The 19,017-nt window shown below is 58.2% G+C and carries 16 protein-coding genes; 12 read left to right on the top strand and 4 right to left on the bottom strand.

The window, feature by feature from the left end; genetic code table 11:
* Positions 1-53: 53 nt before the first annotated feature.
* Positions 54-1,211, bottom strand: a complete 1,158-nt coding sequence (gene dapE / locus IE102_RS00190; protein ID WP_189484373.1) for a succinyl-diaminopimelate desuccinylase — start codon at positions 1,209-1,211, stop codon at positions 54-56.
* Positions 1,212-1,289: 78 nt separating this feature from the next.
* Between dapE and IE102_RS00185 the strand changes: the two genes are divergently transcribed.
* A complete protein-coding gene (locus IE102_RS00185) occupies positions 1,290-2,558 on the top strand; it encodes an MFS transporter (RefSeq protein ID WP_189484372.1) in 1,269 nt (422 codons plus the stop codon).
* A 172-nt stretch (positions 2,559-2,730) separates the two neighbouring features.
* On the opposite strand, the gene aptA is transcribed toward IE102_RS00185, so the two are convergent.
* Positions 2,731-4,062 (bottom strand): omega-aminotransferase AptA, encoded by a 1,332-nt coding sequence (gene aptA / locus IE102_RS00180; protein WP_189484371.1) that lies wholly within the window; start codon positions 4,060-4,062, stop codon positions 2,731-2,733.
* Between the two features lie 120 nt (positions 4,063-4,182).
* Between aptA and IE102_RS00175 the strand changes: the two genes are divergently transcribed.
* A complete protein-coding gene (locus IE102_RS00175; protein ID WP_229807496.1) occupies positions 4,183-4,863 on the top strand; it encodes a GntR family transcriptional regulator in 681 nt (226 codons plus the stop codon).
* Positions 4,864-4,865: 2 nt separating this feature from the next.
* Complete coding sequence (locus IE102_RS00170; protein WP_189484369.1) at positions 4,866-5,402, top strand: hypothetical protein; 537 nt, start codon at positions 4,866-4,868, stop codon at positions 5,400-5,402.
* Between the two features lie 34 nt (positions 5,403-5,436).
* Here IE102_RS00170 and IE102_RS00165 read toward each other — a convergent pair whose 3' ends face one another.
* The gene (locus IE102_RS00165; protein WP_189484368.1) at positions 5,437-6,360 is read right to left on the bottom strand and encodes a flagellin; all 924 of its coding nucleotides are present in this window, start codon (positions 6,358-6,360) and stop codon (positions 5,437-5,439) included.
* Between the two features lie 3 nt (positions 6,361-6,363).
* Entirely contained in the window at positions 6,364-8,523 is a 2,160-nt protein-coding gene (gene flgK / locus IE102_RS00160; RefSeq protein ID WP_189484367.1) for a flagellar hook-associated protein FlgK, read from the bottom strand.
* Positions 8,524-9,022: 499 nt separating this feature from the next.
* On the opposite strand from flgK, the gene IE102_RS00155 reads away from it, so the two are divergent.
* The 9 genes from IE102_RS00155 (at position 9,023) to flbD (ending at position 18,817) form a co-directional block, all read left to right on the top strand.
* Positions 9,023-10,570, top strand: a complete 1,548-nt coding sequence (locus tag IE102_RS00155; protein WP_189484366.1) for a flagellar hook-length control protein FliK — start codon at positions 9,023-9,025, stop codon at positions 10,568-10,570.
* A gap of 10 nt (positions 10,571-10,580) precedes the next feature.
* Positions 10,581-11,267: a flagellar hook assembly protein FlgD gene (locus IE102_RS00150; protein WP_229807495.1), complete on the top strand. Its 687-nt coding sequence runs from the start codon at positions 10,581-10,583 to the stop codon at positions 11,265-11,267.
* 94 nt (positions 11,268-11,361) lie between these two features.
* The gene (locus IE102_RS00145; RefSeq protein WP_189484365.1) at positions 11,362-12,792 is read left to right on the top strand and encodes a flagellar hook protein FlgE; all 1,431 of its coding nucleotides are present in this window, start codon (positions 11,362-11,364) and stop codon (positions 12,790-12,792) included.
* 171 nt (positions 12,793-12,963) lie between these two features.
* Complete coding sequence (gene sciP, locus IE102_RS00140) at positions 12,964-13,245, top strand: CtrA inhibitor SciP (RefSeq protein ID WP_189484364.1); 282 nt, start codon at positions 12,964-12,966, stop codon at positions 13,243-13,245.
* Positions 13,246-13,569: 324 nt separating this feature from the next.
* Positions 13,570-15,264: a flagellar basal-body MS-ring/collar protein FliF gene (gene fliF / locus IE102_RS00135; protein WP_229807494.1), complete on the top strand. Its 1,695-nt coding sequence runs from the start codon at positions 13,570-13,572 to the stop codon at positions 15,262-15,264.
* A gap of 9 nt (positions 15,265-15,273) precedes the next feature.
* Entirely contained in the window at positions 15,274-16,296 is a 1,023-nt protein-coding gene (gene fliG, locus IE102_RS00130) for a flagellar motor switch protein FliG (protein ID WP_189484363.1), read from the top strand.
* Between the two features lie 150 nt (positions 16,297-16,446).
* The gene (locus IE102_RS00125) at positions 16,447-17,094 is read left to right on the top strand and encodes a FliH/SctL family protein (protein WP_229807493.1); all 648 of its coding nucleotides are present in this window, start codon (positions 16,447-16,449) and stop codon (positions 17,092-17,094) included.
* Positions 17,095-17,096: 2 nt separating this feature from the next.
* Positions 17,097-17,429, top strand: a complete 333-nt coding sequence (gene fliN, locus IE102_RS00120; protein WP_189484362.1) for a flagellar motor switch protein FliN — start codon at positions 17,097-17,099, stop codon at positions 17,427-17,429.
* A gap of 17 nt (positions 17,430-17,446) precedes the next feature.
* Positions 17,447-18,817, top strand: a complete 1,371-nt coding sequence (gene flbD, locus IE102_RS00115) for a sigma-54-dependent transcriptional regulator FlbD (RefSeq protein ID WP_189484361.1) — start codon at positions 17,447-17,449, stop codon at positions 18,815-18,817.
* Positions 18,818-19,017: the final 200 nt, after the last annotated feature.

Below are 19,017 nucleotides of genomic sequence, written 5' to 3'. Positions count from 1 at the left end.
CATCAAATGAAAGCCGCACGGGCGGCCCCGTCCCCCTCTAAGAGGGGCAGTTCTTAGGCGGCGAATTTCTCGAAATACAGCTCGATCAAACGCTGATAGGCGCGGGTCAGGTTTTCAAGATCGGCGACGGGTGTGGATTCATTGACCTGATGCATGGTCTGGCCGACCAGACCGAACTCGACCACCGGACACAGGGCGCGGATAAAGCGGGCATCCGACGTGCCGCCGGTGGTGGACGGATCAGCCTCAGTCCCTAAAACCTCGCGGACCGCGCTCAAAATCACATCCACAAATGGCCCGCCTTCGGTCAGGAAAGCCTCACCAGAAATGGTCGGTTTAAACTCGACCTGAGCCCCCGCTTTGTGCGCAAACTCATCGCACACGCCGCGCATCCAGTCGGCCAGAGACTGGCCCGAATGGGTCGGATTAAAGCGGATATTGATCCGTCCGGTCGCCTTTTGCGGGATAAGGTTGGTCGTGGCATTGCCGACATCAAAGGTGGTGATTTCAAGGTTTGACGGCAAAAACCGCTCATAGCCTTCGTCCAGCACCCGCGCGTTCAGCGCCTGCATGATGTCGACCAGCACCGGCACCGGATTGAGGGCGCGCTGCGGATAGGCGACATGGCCCTGCTTGCCCGTCACGGTGATGGTGGCATTGATCGAGCCGCGCCGACCGACCTTGATCATATCGCCAAGCGTCGCCGATGAGGTCGGTTCCCCGACAATGCAGTGGTCGATGACTTCGCCGCGCGCTTTCAGCCATTCGACGACCTTGACCGTGCCGTTCGTGGCCACCCCTTCTTCGTCGCCGGTGATCAGAAATGACAACGAACCGGGGGCGTTTTCAAGACGCCCTACCGCCGCGATCCAGGCGGCAATCCCGCCCTTCATATCGACAGCACCCCGTCCGGTCAGAACGCCGTCCGTGATCTCACCGGCAAAGGGATCGCAGCGCCAGTCATCGCGCGCGCCATCGGGGACCACATCGGTATGACCGGCAAAACACAGATTGGGTGAGGCCGTGCCCCGCCGTGCATAGAGGTTTTCGATCTCACCATATTTCAGGCGTGTGCAGCTAAACCCCAGATCCTCAAGCCAGCCCTGCACCACATCCATCGCCCCTTCGTCAGCGGGGGTGACGGACGGGCGGCGGATTAACTCTTGCGTTAACTGAACAGGATCGGTGAGACATTTTGGTGTATTTGACATGAGGCTTGGTGTAAGACCTCCGGCTATATTAGGGAAGTCGCAATGTGATCGGGTTCCCGCCATTTCGGGACTTTTTTTGTGTCAAATTCCCCGCCAGCAACGCCGCCCATTGATCCATCGCCATCGCTCTACAAAGGCCCGCTGCAAATTCCGGCCTTTCGCAGTTTTCTGCTGGCACGCTTCATTTCAGTCCTGAGCTATTCGGCCCAGTCGGCGGCGATTGCCTGGCATATCTATGAAACGGCGCGCGAGACCACCGGGGTGGGGCAATCGGCGCTCTATGTCGGGCTGATGGGCCTGTGTCAGTTCGTCGCCATGTTTATCACCACCCTGCCCGCCGGGGTGGTCGTCGACAAATACGACCGCAAGAAGGTGATGGGTTTTACGATAGCAGCCCAAGCCGTGATTGCACTTGGGTTTTTTGCGTTGGCGGTGACACCGGATTCGCCGTTCTGGGCGCTGTTTGTGCTGTCGGCGTGTCTGGGTGTGACGCGCTCCTTTATCGCGCCCGCCGGTTCCAGTATTGGCCCGATGATTGTGCCGCGCGATATGCTGCCCAAGGCGATTGCCATTAACTCCCTGTCGTTTCAGGTCGGTGGGGTGCTTGGGCCAGCCCTTGGGGGTGTGCTGGTGGCGGCCTCGACCGGCTTTGCCTACGGCGTCAGTGCGGTGCTGTTTATCCTGGCGGGCATTATCATCCTCAACATCAAGGCCAATACCCAGCCCGACTATGCCGGTGGTTCCAAAATGGAGATGGTCAAGGAAGGCCTCAGCTATATCTGGACCAACAAGGTCGTGCTGGGCGCGTTATCACTGGATCTGTTTGCGGTCTTGCTGGGCGGAGCGACGGCCTTGCTACCGATTTTCGCCAAGGACGTTTTGCACGTCGGGCCGGAAGGGTACGGCATATTGCGGTCGTCCGCAGCGGTAGGCGCCATGGCCACGGCGGCCTGGCTGGCACGATCGCCGATCCGCCGTCATGCCGGTAAGTGGATGTATGGCGGGGTGGCGATATTCGGAATTTGCACCATCATTTTCGGCATATCCCAGAGCTTTTGGGTATCGGTCGCCGCTTTGGTGGTGCTGGGAGCGGCGGATATGGTCAGCGTCTATGTGCGCGGAACGCTGGTTCAGATCGTAACGCCCGATTACATGCGCGGGCGGGTGGCGTCGGTGTCCTACCTGTTTATCGGGGCATCAAACGAACTGGGCGAGTTTGAATCCGGTGTGGCCGCACGGTTCCTGGGGCCGGTCGGGGCTGCGTTGTTTGGCGGCATTGGATCGCTGATTGTCACCGGCGCGTGGGTTAAGTTGTTTCCGGCGTTGTATAAGTCTGACAGTCTATAAGCCCTCGCCCCAAAGTCCCTCGCTCCGCTCAGTGTACTTTGGGCCGTAAGTACCCCTCCGTCCGCTACGCGGCCACCTCCCCATGGAATGGGGAGGAGAATGAGGACTCTATCTCCTCCCTACCGCAAGGTGGGGAGGTGCCGAGCGATAGTGAGGCGGAGGGGTATCTTGTCTATTCCGTCTCCGACAAAACCTTGCGGAGAATCTCCACCGCCTGATCGATATGGGATTTTTCAAGGATCAGGGGGGGGGACATGGCGATGATGTCACCCGTAACGCGGATCAGCAGCCCCGCATCAAACGCCTTATTGAACACCTCCATCGCCCGCGCGGTCGCCGCCCCGGCGCGCGGTTCAAGCTCTATACCGCCGATCAGGCCAAGGTTGCGGATATCGATGACATGGCGGGCGTCTTTTAAGGAATGGATCGCGTCCTGCCAGTAGGGGGCCATATCGGCAGCGCGCGCAAACAGGCCTTCTTCGGCATAGGTCTCTAACGTGGCAATCCCCGCCGCACAGGCCAGAGGGTGGCCGGTATAGGTATAGCCGTGGAACAGCTCGATCGGCGTCTCTGAGGTTTGCATAAAGGTGTCGTAGATGCGGTTGGATACCGCCACCGCCCCCATCGGCACGGCGGCATTGGTGATGCCCTTGGCCATGCACATGATGTCGGGCCGCACCCCGAAATAGTCGGCCCCAAAGGCCGCGCCCAGCCGCCCAAAGCCGGTGATGACCTCATCGAAAATCAGCAGAATATCGTGCTTGTCGCAAATCTCGCGCAGGCGCTTCAAATAGCCTTTGGGCGGCACCAGTACCCCGGTCGATCCGGCGACGGGTTCCACGATGACGGCGGCGATGGTTGAGGCGTCATGCAGGGTAATGATCCGCTCCAACGCTTCGGCAGAGTCCAGCCCATGTTCCGGCTCGCCCTTGATAAAGCGGCCATATTCGGGCTGATAAGTGTGGGGCAGGTGGTCAACCCCGTTCAGCAGCGGGCCAAATAATCTGTTTTTGGGGATGCCGCCGACGCTGATGCCGCCAAAGCCGACGCCGTGATAGGCCCGTTCCCGCCCGATCAGGCGTACCTTGCTCGCCATGCCGCGCACCCGCTGATAGGCCAGCGCGATCTTGAGCGCCGTATCAGCGGATTCTGAGCCCGAATTGGTCAGGAACACCCGCTTGAGGTCATACGGCAAAAGCTTGGACAGCTTATGGGTAAACTCAAAGACCTTGGGGTGGGCCATGTTGAAGGTCGGGGCGAAGTCCATCTCCGCCGCCTGCTTCTGAATCGCCTCAACGATTTTCGGGCGGTTATGGCCGGCGTTGGAACACCAGATGCCCGCCGTCATATCCAGAATCTGGCGCCCGTCATGGCTTTGGTAGTGCATGTCTTTGGCCGATACCAACAGCCGCGGCTGGGCCTTGAACTGCCGGTTGGGGGTAAAGGGCATCCAAAAGCTGTCGAGCGCTTCGGGCGACGGCAGGTTGGGGCTGAGATTATCCATTATACGAAAAATCCCTGATGACGGGGTGGTAAAACATGTGACACTATGAGTCAGGCGACCGGCAATTGTGATCACACATCATCTGGCCCTGCAAGAATATTCCGTTTCAGGAGATGCGTTTTGGCTGTGGAAGCGTTGAGTTCATATTTGCTGAAGGCCGATGACGCCTCCTTCCACGATCAGGTCTATGACGCCCTGGCCGAAGCCCTGACCGAGGGCGTGTTTGCGCCGGGACAGTCGGTGTCGCTGCGGACGCTGGCCAGCGGATTGAATGTGTCGCCCATGCCGGTGCGTGAGGCGGTGCGCCGCCTGATCGCGGAAAAGGCGCTGGAGTTACAGCCGTCAAATAAGCGCCTGCGGGTGCCATCATTGTCCGAAGACCGCCTGCATCAACTGGCCAAGGCGCGCTCCTGGGTCGAGCCGGAACTGGCGGCGATCGCGGCGATCAAGGCGACGCCGGAACTGGTCGATACCCTAAAAGAAGAAGACGACACCCTGATGGTCGCGCTCTCCAAAGGCGATGTCGAAGGCTATATGAAGGCCAACCACGCCTTTCATTTTCATATTTATAAAGCGGCTCATGCCGATTTGTTTTACGATATGGCGCGTACCCTGTGGCTGCAAACCGGGCCGTTCATGCGGGTGGTGTTTAATAAGCTGGGCACCGTCCAATTGCCCCGCGATCACCATCAGGAACTGATCGGGGCCTTTGCCGCCCGCGATGCCGATACCGCGCGCAAAGCTATGGCCGAGGATATCGCTGAGGGCATGGACCTGATGGTGGAGGCGGTGAGGGCGTAATCATGTGGCCGCTTACTAAGGCATCACAACTGCCGTTTAAGGATGATGATCCCATATGGCGCAGCGTCGAGGGTGGCTACAAGCAGCCATACTCACCTCTTAAAGCGCTGAAGAAATTAGCTTCTAATCCCAAGGATGAAAAATCCTGGAAAGAGCTGTGGCAGGAACTGCACCACCAAGGTGATGTTGGATCAGCATCTTATCTGGCGGCGATATGCCTTGTCTACCTGCGACGTACCAGCCTCCGGTTCGACTGGAATTTTTATGCGCTTATGGCTGCAATTGAGGCATGTCGTTTAAAGCCCCAAAATCCGCCCGTTCCTGATGAGTTTAAAGAGGCTTATCAACAGGTTTGGTCGACCATAGAAGCCGATTGCTTGGAAGATATTCCAAAGAGTGCAACCTCGTGGGAGTTACGGGCGATTTTTTCCGTTTTAGCGCTGGCTAGAAATTACGAAATGCTGGGACGGCTATTGATAGAAATCGATGACTCGGAAGTAGAATATTATCTGGCTAACGGTTGGGGCGGAGCCGTGTGACACTCTCACTAAATTGGCTGGGTAAACGCCCCACTCACCGCAGCAAATCCAGCAGGGTCGTTTGCTTAAGGTTAGCGACAACCTGAGCGGAGGCATTGACCGACACGGTCGCCATCTCAAGCTTTGTGTAGGCTTCGGCAAGATCGACGCCGGTGCGATCGGACAACAGGCCCTGCAATGAAGTCGATTGGGCTGTCAAAGAGGTGGCCGCGTTTTCGACCCGGTTCTGATAGGTGCCGTTGAGCGAGGTCGACTCCAGCACATTATTATAGGCGGTCGCAAAGCGCGACGCGATGCCGGTCAAAAAGGTCTGCTGAGCATCATTAAGCTCACCGTCCAGCGGGCCGTTGGCAGACGCGTGATAGTCATAAAGATCCTTATAGATCTGCATGACTTCGCTGCCGAGATCATCAGCCAGCATGCCGGTCTGCAGCTTGGTGGTGGCATCAATCTGGGAGCTTTTCTTGATGGTGCCGTTATCGAAAGCATCAGCGACATTGGTCAGCGCCGCCGCCTGAGCCATGGTTGAGACATTGACGGGGGCGGTGTCATCCTTGCCGCCCGCAAACAGGTACTGGCCCTGATGCTTGAAGTTCAGGCCATCAACCACGGCGGCGAAATCGGAATTGAGCGCCTGCATCATGGTGTTGGCGCTGCCATTGGCCAGGGCATCAAGGATGGTCTGACGTGCCCCTTCGGCCCCTTCGCCAACGCGCTCCAGCGCCAGATTCTGGGTATCGAGGCGGTCAGCGACCGTCTGGTTGACGCTGAGATAGCCTTCAATGCGCGTGACCGAAGACTGATAAGAGGCCACGATTTCCGAAGAGCGGCCATAGCCACGCAGATCGGTGGCGACCTTTTGGGTTTGAACCTGCTCATTGGCCTGATTTTGGCGCGATTGCGCCTGCATCAGGTTTGATAAGGCATTGTTCCAGCTTTGCGAGGTCGAGATTCTCATGACTTACACCAATCCTAGCAGGATATCGTACATATCTTTGGCGGTTTGAATGACGCGGGACGAAGCGTTGTAGGCCTGCTGGAAGGTGGTCAGGTTGACCAGTTCTTCATCCAGATTGACCCCTTCGACCGAAGACCGGCGGGCGGTGGCCTCATTTGATAAGGCCTCGGCGGAATCGCGGCGCTTTTCAGCGGAGGACGCCAGGGTGCCGATCTGACCGGCCAGGTCTGAGGCATAGCGCGACAGCGATGACAGACCGACGCCGGAATAACCGGCCTTATTGAAATTATAGCTGGCGTCGCCGATTTTTGACATCAACAGCGCGCCGGAGCCATCGCCGCTGACCAAGGCCGATTCACCCGCCGGGGCGGACAGGTCGACCTGGGCCATCGACAGATTGTAAAGGTTGTTAGAGATGCGGTCGCTGACGGAAAAGTTGCCTATGCGGGTGGCCGGTGTGCCGCCGACGCCAAAAAATTCCGTGAAGCTCGCACCACCGGCATTAAGACGCGAGGTCTGATCGGACAAGACACTCAGCTTGTTAGACGGGGTGCCGTAGCCGGTGAACTGCAACTCACCTTCGGAGGACAGCGCAAACTGACCATAGGAGCCGACGCCGGTGGTGGTTGAATTGAGCTCCGTCAGCAGATCGCTCATCTGCGTGCCGGCCGGTATCTGGAAATCGACCTTGGCCAGGATTGAGCCATTGGCTTCGCGCAGATCAAAACGGATGGTGTCACCGGCGGTGAAGCCATGGTTGGAGGTCGAGGTCAGACCCGTATCGTATTGAGTATGACCCGATGAGGTGATCAGGTCGTTCAGGCCGAAATAGTGCGAAAATGACCGGCCATTTTTGGTTGAGGCGCCGGTGTCGGGCTCAACCACCGAAATGCCGTTTCCGGCTGAACCCGGTGCGGTCTGAGCGGCGGCAACGCTAAGCTGACCATTGGCGAAGCTGACCGTGCCGTAGCCGCCCATGGCGGTGGTGATGTCGGTATCAAAGGTTGCCGCAGCATAGCCGCCGGTGCCAACGGCAGCACCGGCCGCATTATAGGCGGTCCAGGTGCCTGCGGTCATGTTCAGTTCGACCCGGCGCTGGATAACCCCTGATGAATTGGTGACCACCAGATTGGTGGTGCCGGTAAAGCCGGTGGCGGCTTCGGCCAGGGTCAGGTCGGTTGCCTTGCCATTAAGCGCGGTCGGGGCCGGTACGGCGCTGGCGGCATTGTGGGCGGCGTTCAACTGATCGGCAAAGGCCGAGACATATTCGGACAATTGCTCGGAAATCTTGACCGACGTGTCATCCCGCAACTGGGTCAGGCCCATGAGTTCGCCGCTGCCCAGATGGTCGCCAAAGTCACGCTTTTCGCCGTCAGGGCCAGTGACATAGATCGAATTGAAGGTCGTGTCGGCATCGACATTGCCGGCGGACTGGTAGCTTAAGGTCGCGTAAGAGTCCTTGGTGACTAGATTAAAGCCTGACTGGGTGCGTAAGGTCACGCCGCCGGTGCCGTTGGAGGAAACACCGACGTCGATCAGCTTGGACAGTTCATCCATATACTGCGACTGGGTCGTCTGAGCGCCGGAGGCGTCGCCGCCGGTGACATAGGCCTGAGAGATGACGCCGTTCAACTGGCTGATGTTTTTCAGAAGGTCATTGACCGATTTGACGCCCGAAGAAATGCGCGAATCCGCATCCTTACGGATCGTCTGAATCTGATCGGCGATGCGCGTCGTCTCATCGAGGAAATTTTCCAGATTAGTGACGATTTCCTGACGGCTGGCGGTCGATTGCGGGCTTTCGGCGGCTTTGGCGAAGGTGGTGAAGATTTCATCGCCCAGATTAAAGACATTGCCGGCTTCGCTGATGTCGCCGAACTGGCCCTGAATCTGGTCCAGCAATTCGTAATAGGCCTGGGCCTGAGACGAGGCGGAATTGGCCTTAAGCGAGGCGCTCTGAAGATAGGTGCTGGTCGACAGATTAACCTGACCGGTGGTTACCCCGGCGCCCACGCCATTAACCGTGGCAGCATTTTGCTCAAGTTTCTTACGGATATAGCCCGGCGTGTTGAGGTTGGAGATATTGTCCGAGACAATGCTCAACTGGTTCTGGGCCGTCATCAGGCCCGAAACACCGATATTCAGGATGGTCGAAAGCGACATGATCTAGCCTCCGTAACCATTGAGCGCCCACACCGATGGCGCGTCTTTAGGCAAAGCCTGCTCACCATCAGGCAATTTCTGCCTAACCTGTGCTGAGGGCTTAAATGAAAACCTGTTGTTTTTCATATGGATACCAAAAACCGTCTCGTGCGTGAGCTAACTATGGCCTTAACCTTCGCAAGTTAGGTGCCACACTTATAAAGCTATGATGCGGGGCGCTTTGCAGGTGAGGTTTAGCGGGGTTCCACCGGAGGGCGCTAGGCAGGAATGATGCCGGTCAAGGCGGCAGATTTGGCCGCACAGGGAAGAAACTGATCAGGGCGCACTCCGTGTCTTTCATGTAAAAAATCAATAAAAACAATGATTTTAAGTCTGGCCTGACGATTGCTACGGCAGTGACCTAATCATGCGCAAAATGCGCTCTGAGAAAAATAGTCCGTCCCGGCTGAATGTGGGTGATGGGTTTTGCCTGAATATTTCCGCTTTTAAAGAGCCGTTCATGTCGTTTGACACGCACAATCTGATCTTGCCGGGGGCTGTGACCTCCGCCGACGCGGCACCGTCCGCGGGCGGACAGGGCCTGTCAGACGCCGAACAGGCCGGGATCAAGTCGCGCTTTGATCAGGTTCTGCAATCGCAAACGGTTGAGACGCCCGCAAAGATCCCAAACGAAACGACACCCCCAGTGGCGGCTATAGCCCCGATTGCGCCTGTGGATGGCGCAGAGACGACCGTTCCGGCACTGCCCGCCCTGATCGATATGCTGGCTCAGGCGGTTTATGCTGAAAATGCAAAAACCCCAACATCGACTCCAGTTCTGGCCACAACTCTGGTCACAACTCTGGCCCAAACATCCTCGCAAACAGTTGATGTCACGGTGGCTTCAGAATCCGGGCTGACTGTGCCCACCGAAGACGCGACCCCGGAAGGGGCGACGGAGGCGCCTGCGCCGTCCCTCATCGTTCAGGCGCTGATGGATGCGCTTAAGGCGGCGCAGGCGACCGGCGCGTCTGAGGCGACAGCAACAGATTCTGCAAAACCCGCAGCGGATGCGCCCGCTCTTGATCTGGCGGCGGTGCTGATGGCGGCGCAATTGGCCCAATCCGATGAGGTTGCTGCCGATGCTGCACAAACGCCGCCGAGCGATGCTGATCTGGACGCCTTGCTGAAAACACTGCCACCGGAGCTTCAGGCTCTGCTGCAAGCGACGGCCAACCCGGCGAATGGTCAGGGCAAAGCGGCTCCGCCCAAATCCGAGCCGGCCCCGCTGAACGGCAAAAGCCTGATGGATAAGGCCTTTGCCGGAACCTCTGCGGAGGCTGACACCCTGACCGCCAAGGCTGCTGATATATCGGCTGATCCGGCCTTAAGCGCGGTCAAGGATGTAATGGCCACCGCCGAAGCGGCTGCTGATGCGGCCCAACCGGCGGTCGCTGCCGCGCAAACGGCTCAGGTGCCGACGTCACAAAGCGAAGCTCAGGCCCTGGTTAATAATTTGTCGGCGCGCCTTAACGGCGCCACGGCGGCGTCGAGTGCATCAAGCGCCGCCACGGCTCAGGCCTATGTCATGTCTAACCAGACGGCGGACAATATCGCGGCTCTGGCGGCGAACATTCACAAACGTATGGACGGCAAGTCGATGCGTTTTGACATGGAACTGCGCCCAAGCGACATGGGCCGCGTCGATGTCCGTATGGAAATCAATGCCGACGGCAAGCTTTCGGCGCACCTAAGTTTCGACAGTCCGGCGGCCGAGAGCGAGTTCCGTGGCCGTCAGGACGAACTGCGGCGGCAACTGGAACAGTCGGGTTTTAATCTCGAAGACGGCTCTTTGAGTTTTTCTTCACGCGATCAGAACCCGCAGCAGTCGGGGCGTGATTCAGGCCGCGATGAAGCTGATCAGCCCGCCGTGACGGCGACCGCCGCCAGCACGCAGTTTTCACGCACCGAAGATACGGCAGATGATCTGTCAGGGAATAACTGGCTGCCGGGCGTGGATGGCTTTGACAGTATGAGCGGGCGTATCGCGCTCAATGTAAGGGTTTAGGAAACAGGCTATGGCAACCAGCATTACCGATTATCTTTCGACCCAGAGCACGCCGACCAATACAACGGCGGCGGCGGGATCGACCGGTCTCGCGTCAACATACGAAACCTTCCTGTCGCTGCTGACGGCCCAGATCAAAAATCAGGACCCGCTGTCGCCTATGGATACGACCGAGTGGACCAACCAGCTTGTCCAGTACACCAGCGTCGAACAGCAGCTTAAGTCCAACGAATATCTGGCCACCATCGCCAATCAGGGCGGCGACAGCATGACCACGGCCGTCAACTATATCGGCAAGGACGTCAGCGCTGAGCATGACACCGCCACGGTGTCGGCCAGCGGTTCGGGTACGTCATGGGACTATAAGCTTGACGGCAACGTCGCCAATACGCTCCTGACCGTCAAAAACTCTAATGGCGATATCGTCTACACCAAGAGCATTGAGAATGAGACTCAAGGCAGTCACAGCTTTGAATGGGACGGCAAGGGCTCCAATGGCAAGGCCATGCCCGCGGGCGACTATACCTTAAGCGTCACCGCTAAAAACACGGCGGGTACCGAAATCAATTCCACCGTCATGGTCAAGGGCACGGTCAAATCCGCCGAATACGAAAACGGCGAGATCATCCTGACCATCGGCAACAACCGCGTACCTTTCTACAAAATTCTGTCGGTCAAGCAGGCGGCAGCCGCCTGATGACCAATGTTCAGACCCTCAACGCGCATTTGAATCCGAAAACCGCGTCACACTTTTCGGAATGCGCTCACAATATAAGTAACGGAGAAAACTCATGAGTATCAACAGCGCCATGCTGGCCGGGGTTTCGGGGCTGGCGGCCAATTCAACGGCTCTGGCGGCGATTTCCAACAACATCGCCAACGTCAACACCACGGCCTATAAGCGCGTGGCGACCAATTTCTCCGCGATCGTCACCGATTCATCAAGCTCCGGCGGCTATAGCGCGGGCGGCGTCATCGCCGATACGCGCCAGCAGATTTCCAGCCCGGCGCTGTTGCAGCGGACCAATTCGGACATGGATCTCGGCATCGACGGTCAGGGCTTTTTCGTCGTGACGGAAAAGTCGGAAAATCTGACCAATTCCGATACCCGTCTGTTTACCCGCGCCGGTTCGTTCGCGGTCGACAAATATGGCTATCTACAAAACGCGTCGGGCTATTATCTCCAGGGCTGGCCGGTTGATGCGCTTGGCAATGTGGTCACTGACCCATCGGATATGTCAAAGCTGGGCTCGATCAACGTCTCCAGCGTCGGTGGTGCGGCCGAAGCCACGACCCGCGTGGTCGTCAATGCCAACCTGTCGGACGGTCAGGCCTTGTCGGCCCGCGTAGGTACGGTCGATGCGGCGGGCAACTTTACGGCGGCACCGGCGGCGACGGCCTATGATCCGGCCTCAGCCACCAATTCGATGGCCGTATATGATATTGACGCGGGCACAGGCGTCGAGCCCGACTTTGAAATCTCCATCCCGGTGTCGGATTCCAAGGGCGGTCAGCGCAATATCACTATGCGCCTGCTGAAGTCGGAAACCGCCAACACCTGGTATGCCGAAATGGTGTCCCCGGACATAACGACGGGTACGCCCGCCGGACAACTGGCCAGCGGAACCTTGACCTTTACCCAGGACGGTCGTCTGGATACCGCCAACTCAACCCTGTTTGGTACGCCTTATAACTCGACCCTGACGGTCGGCGCTTCGGGTACCGCCGGTACGCCGCGCTGGATGGATATTCTGGGGGTCGGTGACCAGACCATTTCGCTTGATCTCGAAGACGCCACCGCCGGTTTGACCCAGCTTAACTCCACATCGATCGTGCAGTCGGTCGTCACCAACGGTACGGCCTTTGGTAACCTCGCCACCGTGCAGGTCTCAAAGGACGGCATTGTCACCGCCATCTACGACAACGGCGTGACTCGTAATATTGCTCAGGTCGCTTTGGCCACCTTCGTCAACCCGGACGGCCTGATCCCGGTCAACGGCAACTCCTACATCATGTCGCGCGATTCCGGCACGTTTAACCTCAAGTCGCCGGGCGTTGGCGGGTCGGGGTTGTTGAGCCCTTCGACCCTCGAAGCGTCGGCGGTGGACTTGTCTACGGAATTCACAGGTTTGATTACAACGCAGCGGGCTTACTCCGCCGCATCAAAGATCATCACGACAGCAGACGACATGCTGGCTGAGTTGATTAGCATCAAGAGGTAAGTAAGTATAGCGCGTTAAGCTTGCGGTAACCATCCCAGTTTCGGTAAACGACTGGTTAATTTCAGAAATAGTTGCGTTAGTAATATATTTACTATGGCGATTAAGCTGATGTTTAAGCCCTTGGGGTATATTGGCTCTCAATGGTGATGGTAAGAAAGGCGTGAAAAAGTCATGCTGCAAGAACAACGCCGCGATAACAAAGGCGAAAAATACGTGATTGGTCCAACTGGAGCAAAGCTTACGCTCAACGATCTGCCCCCTCCGGGGACGGAACGCTGGGTAATACGGCGCAAGGCAGAGGTCGTGGCGGCAGTCCGCGGCGGGCTGTTGACCTTCGATGAGGCGTGCGAGCGTTATCGCATTACCTCGGAAGAATTTCTGTCCTGGCAGAAGTCGATTGAATCGCACGGTATGGCGGGCTTGCGCACCACGCGCATCCAGCAATACAGGTAGTGTTCATCGAAAAGTTTTGCCGCTGCGTGGCAAATACATTTTCGATGGTTCGATATTGTGAAAATTCCCGCGGGCTAAGCCCTGTGGGAATTTTCGCGTTTTTAGGATAGAGTAGGGTTGACCGCGACCCGTGATCCTTAATGCGTTTTAAGGATATGTGGATAAAAGTGCTGAATTTTCGGCCTTTTTAACGTCTTAACGCCATTTATTAATGGGTCGTTTACTCTTCACTGGGAAATTACTGCCTAGCGGTGATCAGCATAAGGCTGCTTCGCCGCAAGCGCATGCGAATGCGCGACCAGAATTTAATGGGGCAGTTACAGCGTGGCGGCACAGGGTCAGACACTCAATATTACCCAGCAGGGCGGAGGTTTCCTTCAGCGCTTTGGCATAGGCCGCCTGGCCGCGATTGTCGGAGTGTCGATTGGCATTGCTGCGGTGCTGGCAGCCGTCATGCTGCATTTTGCCGCCCAGCCGCAATCTTTGCTGTTTTCCAACCTTGACCTCAAAGAAGCCTCGGAAATCACGGCGGCGCTGGATCAGGCCGGTATTAAATATTCCGCCAAGGGCGATGGATCGACCATTATGGTTGAGCGCGATCAGGTCGCCACCGCCCGCCTGATGCTGGCTGAAAAAGGTATGCCGACGGCGGCCTCGGTCGGTTATGAGATTTTCGATAATGCCCCGGCGCTGGGCCAGACCGAATTTGTGCAGAACCTGAACGACAAGCGCGCGCTGGAAGGGGAACTGGCCCGCACCATCCGTTCGTTAAAAGGCGTGACCTCGGCGCGGGTGCATCTGGTCATGCCCAAGCGTCAATTATTTGAAGAAGACGCCGCCCAACCCACCGCCTCCGTGGTGGTCGGGCTGTCGGGCCGTCAACTGACCGGCGATGAAGTGCGCTCGATCCGCAACCTTGTGGCGTCAGCCGTGCCGAACCTTAAGCCGTCAAACATCACGCTGGTCGATGACAAAAACCGCCTGCTGGCGGCCGGTGGTGAGGATGATCCGGCACTGGGCGCGGCGGGTGCCGAGCGCAAGAACGAGGTCGAGGAGACCTTACGTAAGCGCATCAAGGATATTGTCGAAGGCGTGGTCGGTGTGGGCGCCGCCCGTGTGACGGTGACCGCCGAGCTTGATACCACCACCACGACCCGTAAGCAGGAACAGTATGATCCTGATGGTCAGGTGGTGCGCTCGACCAAGACCTCTGAAACCAATGATTCGTCCTCTCAGCCTGACCCGAATGGCGTCACCACGGCGGCGGCCAATATTCCGGGCGGTCAGGAAGCGAATGGGGCTGCGACCGCGACCAACAGTTCCGGGGCGACCGAAGAAACCACCAACTTTGAGATTTCCAACACCACCACGACCGAAGTGACGGCACCGGGTCAGGTGAAAAAGCTGGCCGTGGCCGTGGTTGTGGACGGCGTGCTGACCCCGCCCGCAGGTGGTCAGGGCGCACCGGCCTATGCGCCGCGCTCGGCTGAGGACATGGCAAAAATCGAAGAACTGGTGCGCGCCGCCGTGGGCATTAATGCCGAACGCGGCGATGTGATCTCGGTCGCCAATGTCCGTTTCAGCCGCGATCCGGGTGAGATTGCCGAAGGTACGGGCGCTGCGGGCGGCATGTTTGATTTCGACAAAAACGACATCATGCGCGCCATTGAAATGCTGATCCTCGTCGTCGTGGCGGTTCTGATCATCTTCTTTGTGGCCCGTCCCCTGATGAAGTTCATCAATGGCACCGCAGGCCCCGGCGGCGCGGCAGGACTGCCCAATAACTTCACCGTCGCCCTGACACCAGAGCAGGCGGCCATGTTGCCGGAGGCTCAACAAGCGGCTTTAGCGGCGCAGGCTGGTGGTCTGGCCCTGCCGGGAGCTGAAACCTCCAGCATCGATATGGCCAAGATCGAAGGCCAGGTTAAGGCGTCTTCGGTGAAAAAGGTGTCTGAGTTCGTGGAGCGTCACCCTGATGAGTCGGTGTCGATCCTGCGTAGCTGGCTGCACGAAAGCTAAGGGGCAGTCATGGCGCGTAAAAACCTTATTGATGATGCCAAAAAGCTGAACGGGGTCGAAAAGGCCGCGGTAGTGTTACTGGCGCTGGGCGAAGACCATGTGCAGTTGTGGCAGGCGCTCGACGAAGAAGAGATCAAGGAGATCTCTCAGGCTATGTCGGCGCTGGGGACGGTGACCTCGAACGTGGTCGAAGACCTGCTGCTGGAGTTTGTCTCAAGCCTAAATAATGGCGGCATGATCATGGGCTCGTTCGAACAGACCCAGAGAATGCTGGCCTCCTTCCTGCCGTCGGATAAGGTCGACGCCCTGATGGAAGAAATCAGAGGCCCGGCCGGCCGGACCATGTGGGATAAGCTCGGCAACGTGAATGAGGCGGTGCTGGCTAACTATTTGAAAAACGAATACCCGCAGACCGTTGCCGTGGTTCTGTCCAAGGTTAAAACCGACCACGCCGCCCGCGTTCTGGCTGCGTTGCCGGAAGATTTCGCCCTTGAGTGCGTGCAGCGGATGTTGCGTATGGAGCCGGTGCAGCGCGAAATCCTCGACAAGATCGAACAGACTTTGCGGGTCGAGTTCATGTCCAATCTGGCGCGGACCTCTAAGCGTGACAGTCATGAACTGATGGCCGAAATCTTCAACAATTTCGATCGTCAGACCGAAAGCCGGTTCATCACCTCCCTTGAGGAACGCAACCGCGAGTCGGCCGAGCGTATCCGCGCGCTGATGTTCGTGTTTGAGGATCTGTCCAAGCTTGATCCGGGCGGGGTGCAGACCTTGCTGCGGGCGGTCGAGAAAGACCAGTTGGCGATGGCCCTCAAGGGGGCGTCCGATGCGTTGCGCGATATGTTCATGTCCAACATGTCCGAACGCGCGGCTAAGATCATGCGCGATGATATGGATTCGATGGGGCCTGTGCGCCTTAAGGATGTTGACGGTGCGCAGATGGCCATGGTGCAGGTCGCCAAGGATTTGGCGGCTAAGGGCGAAATCATGCTGGCCGGTCAGGGAGGCGATGATGAGCTTATTTATTAGTTTTTCAACTTCCTCCTCCCCTGTTTACGGGGGAGGTGTCAGTACGCGCAGCGGACTGACGGAGGGGGCAATGGCGGCGGGTAATGCCCCCTCCGTCTTTTGCTATCGCAAAATCCACCTCCCCCGCTGTGCAGGGGAGGAGATATCGTCATGACCCAGCCGGTTCATAAAAAATTCGATTTTGGCACCGTCTTTGGTGACGCCGGTCAGGTGACGCGTGCCCCGGTCCAAAAACGCAGCTACACCCCCGAAGAGGTCGAGACTTTACGTACCAACGCCTATCATGACGGTGAGCAATCGGCGCTGGCGCGCGCTCAGTTGGCGCAGGCGCAGGCGCTTCAGGCCCTGGCCGATGCGGCCCATCACGGCTTGTCGCACCTTCAGGACGCCATCTCCAGACACAAGGCCGCCTGCGCGCAACTGGCGCTGATTTGTGCGCAAAAAATCAGCGCGGAAGCCCTCAACCAGTTTCCCGAAGCGCCGCTCAAAGCAACGCTTGAGGCCCTGACCCATGAGATCGACACCGCCCCGCGTCTGGTGGTTTCGGTGCCTAATCCCGATGCGTCCCTGCAAGGGGCGGCGCGTGAAGCCGTGACCCTGGCGGGCTTTACGGGGGCTATCACCTTTCGCACCTCAAGCGCCATGCCGGTTGGGGCGTTCGAGGTGATGTGGCCGGATGGCCGCGCCGAGTTCGACCCTGAGCGTGTGCTGAACACACTCGATACCGCCCTGCGTGAAGCGCTGGCGGCGGATCAACACCATCATCAGGCCACCCCGGCCATGAAAAGGGAGGCCTGACCATGGCCGAGAACTTCTCACTGGAAGAATTTAGCGAAAACAATATGCCGGCTATGGGCGGCGATGACGACGGCGATAAAACCGCGGCTGATCTGGCACCGGTGTTCGATGTCCCGGTCAATATCTCGGCGGTGCTGGGTAAGTCCTACATGTCGGTGGCGCAACTGCTTAAGCTGGGGCAGGGCTCGATCCTTGAACTGGACCGCAAGGTCGGTGAGGCGATTGATATCTATGTGAATAACCGGCTGGTGGCGCGCGGTGAAGTGGTGGTGGTCGATGAGCGTTTAGGCGTGACCATGACGGAAATCATCAAGTCCGAAGACAGCAACAGCTAACCGCAAAGGAAAAACCCATGAGACTATTAGTAGTCGGAAAATTAAGCGGTCAGATGTCGGTCGCGGTCAAGATGGTGATGGATACCGGGGCCAAGGTGTCCCATGTCGAGGGGTGCCAGCAGGCGCTGGACGCCCTGCGCAAAGGCCAGGGCGCTGACCTGCTGATGGTGGATTATGAGCTCGATATTGCGGGGCTTATTGCGTCGTGCGATCTGGAGCACATCCACATCACGGTCGTGGCCTGTGGCGTCAATCCCGATCCGCGTAAGGCCGCGCAAGCCATAACCGCCGGAGCCAAAGAGTTCATTCCGCTGCCGCCTGATGCGGAACTGATTGCCGCCGTGCTGGCCGCCGTCGCCGATGACCAGCGCCCGCTGGTCACACAAGATCCGGCCATGCAGCAGGTGCTGAAACTGGCTGATCAGGTGGCGGCGTCCGATGCCTCGATCCTCATCACCGGCGAATCCGGCGTCGGTAAAGAGGTCATGGCCCGCTACCTGCACGAAAAATCAAAGCGCGCCCAGAAGCCGTTCATCTCGGTCAACTGCGCGGCCATTCCGGATAATCTGCTGGAATCAGAACTGTTCGGCCACGAGAAAGGCGCGTTCACCGGCGCCATGGCCCGCCGGATCGGTAAGTTCGAAGAAGCCGATGGCGGCACGTTGCTGCTCGATGAAATCTCGGAAATGGATGCCCGTTTGCAGGCCAAGCTGTTGCGCGCGTTGCAGGAGCGGGTCATCGACCGCGTTGGCGGGGCCAAGCCTGTGCCGGTCAATATCCGCGTGCTGGCGACCTCCAACCGTAATCTTAGCATCGCGGTTAAGGAAGGCACTTTCCGCGAGGATTTGCTGTACCGCCTGAACGTCATCAATCTGGCGCTGCCGCCGCTTCGGGAACGTCCGGCCGATATCATGGCCCTGTCGGAATTCTTCGCCAAGAAGTACTCAGAGGCCAACGGCATTGCGCTTAAGCCCCTGTCGAATGAAGCGCGTCGCCGTCTTCAGGCCCACAACTGGCCGGGCAATGTCCGTGAGCTGGAAAACGCCATGCACCGCGCGGTTTTGTTATCATCGGGGTCTGAGATTGATGCCGAGGCTATTCGCCTGCCCGACGGTAAACCGCTCAATATCGAGGCTCCGATCGGCCTTGATTATGTCGGCCGTGCCGCCCAGGCCGCCGAGAGTGCGGCGCGTACCTTTGTGGGGTCTACCGTGGCGCAGGTCGAGCAGGTTTTGATTCTGGATACCCTGTCGCACTGTCTGGGCAACCGCACCCATGCCGCCAATATCTTGGGGATTTCGATCCGCACCCTGCGCAATAAGCTGAAAGAATATTCCGACGCCGGTGTGCCTGTGCCCGCCCCACAGTCGGGTGCCAACGCGGCGTAGTGAAATATATACTCCCCCAACTTGTTTGGGGGAGGTGGGTTTTTGCGTTAGCAAAAAGCCGGAGGGGGGCAATAGCGCAGGTGGTAATGCCCCCACCACCCCGACCGTAAACGGTCGCGGTCCCCCTCCCCAACAAGTTGGGGAGGTATAGATAGTGTAATAGTCGCGTTTATCTCACATCAAATGATGCCAACAGTTAA

Origin of the sequence: Asticcacaulis endophyticus, from assembly GCF_014652575.1 — a bacterium.
Lineage (GTDB): Bacteria > Pseudomonadota > Alphaproteobacteria > Caulobacterales > Caulobacteraceae > Asticcacaulis > Asticcacaulis endophyticus.
The sequence above is the reverse complement of the archived record's forward strand: the minus strand, read 5'-3'. Positions and strand labels throughout refer to the sequence as shown.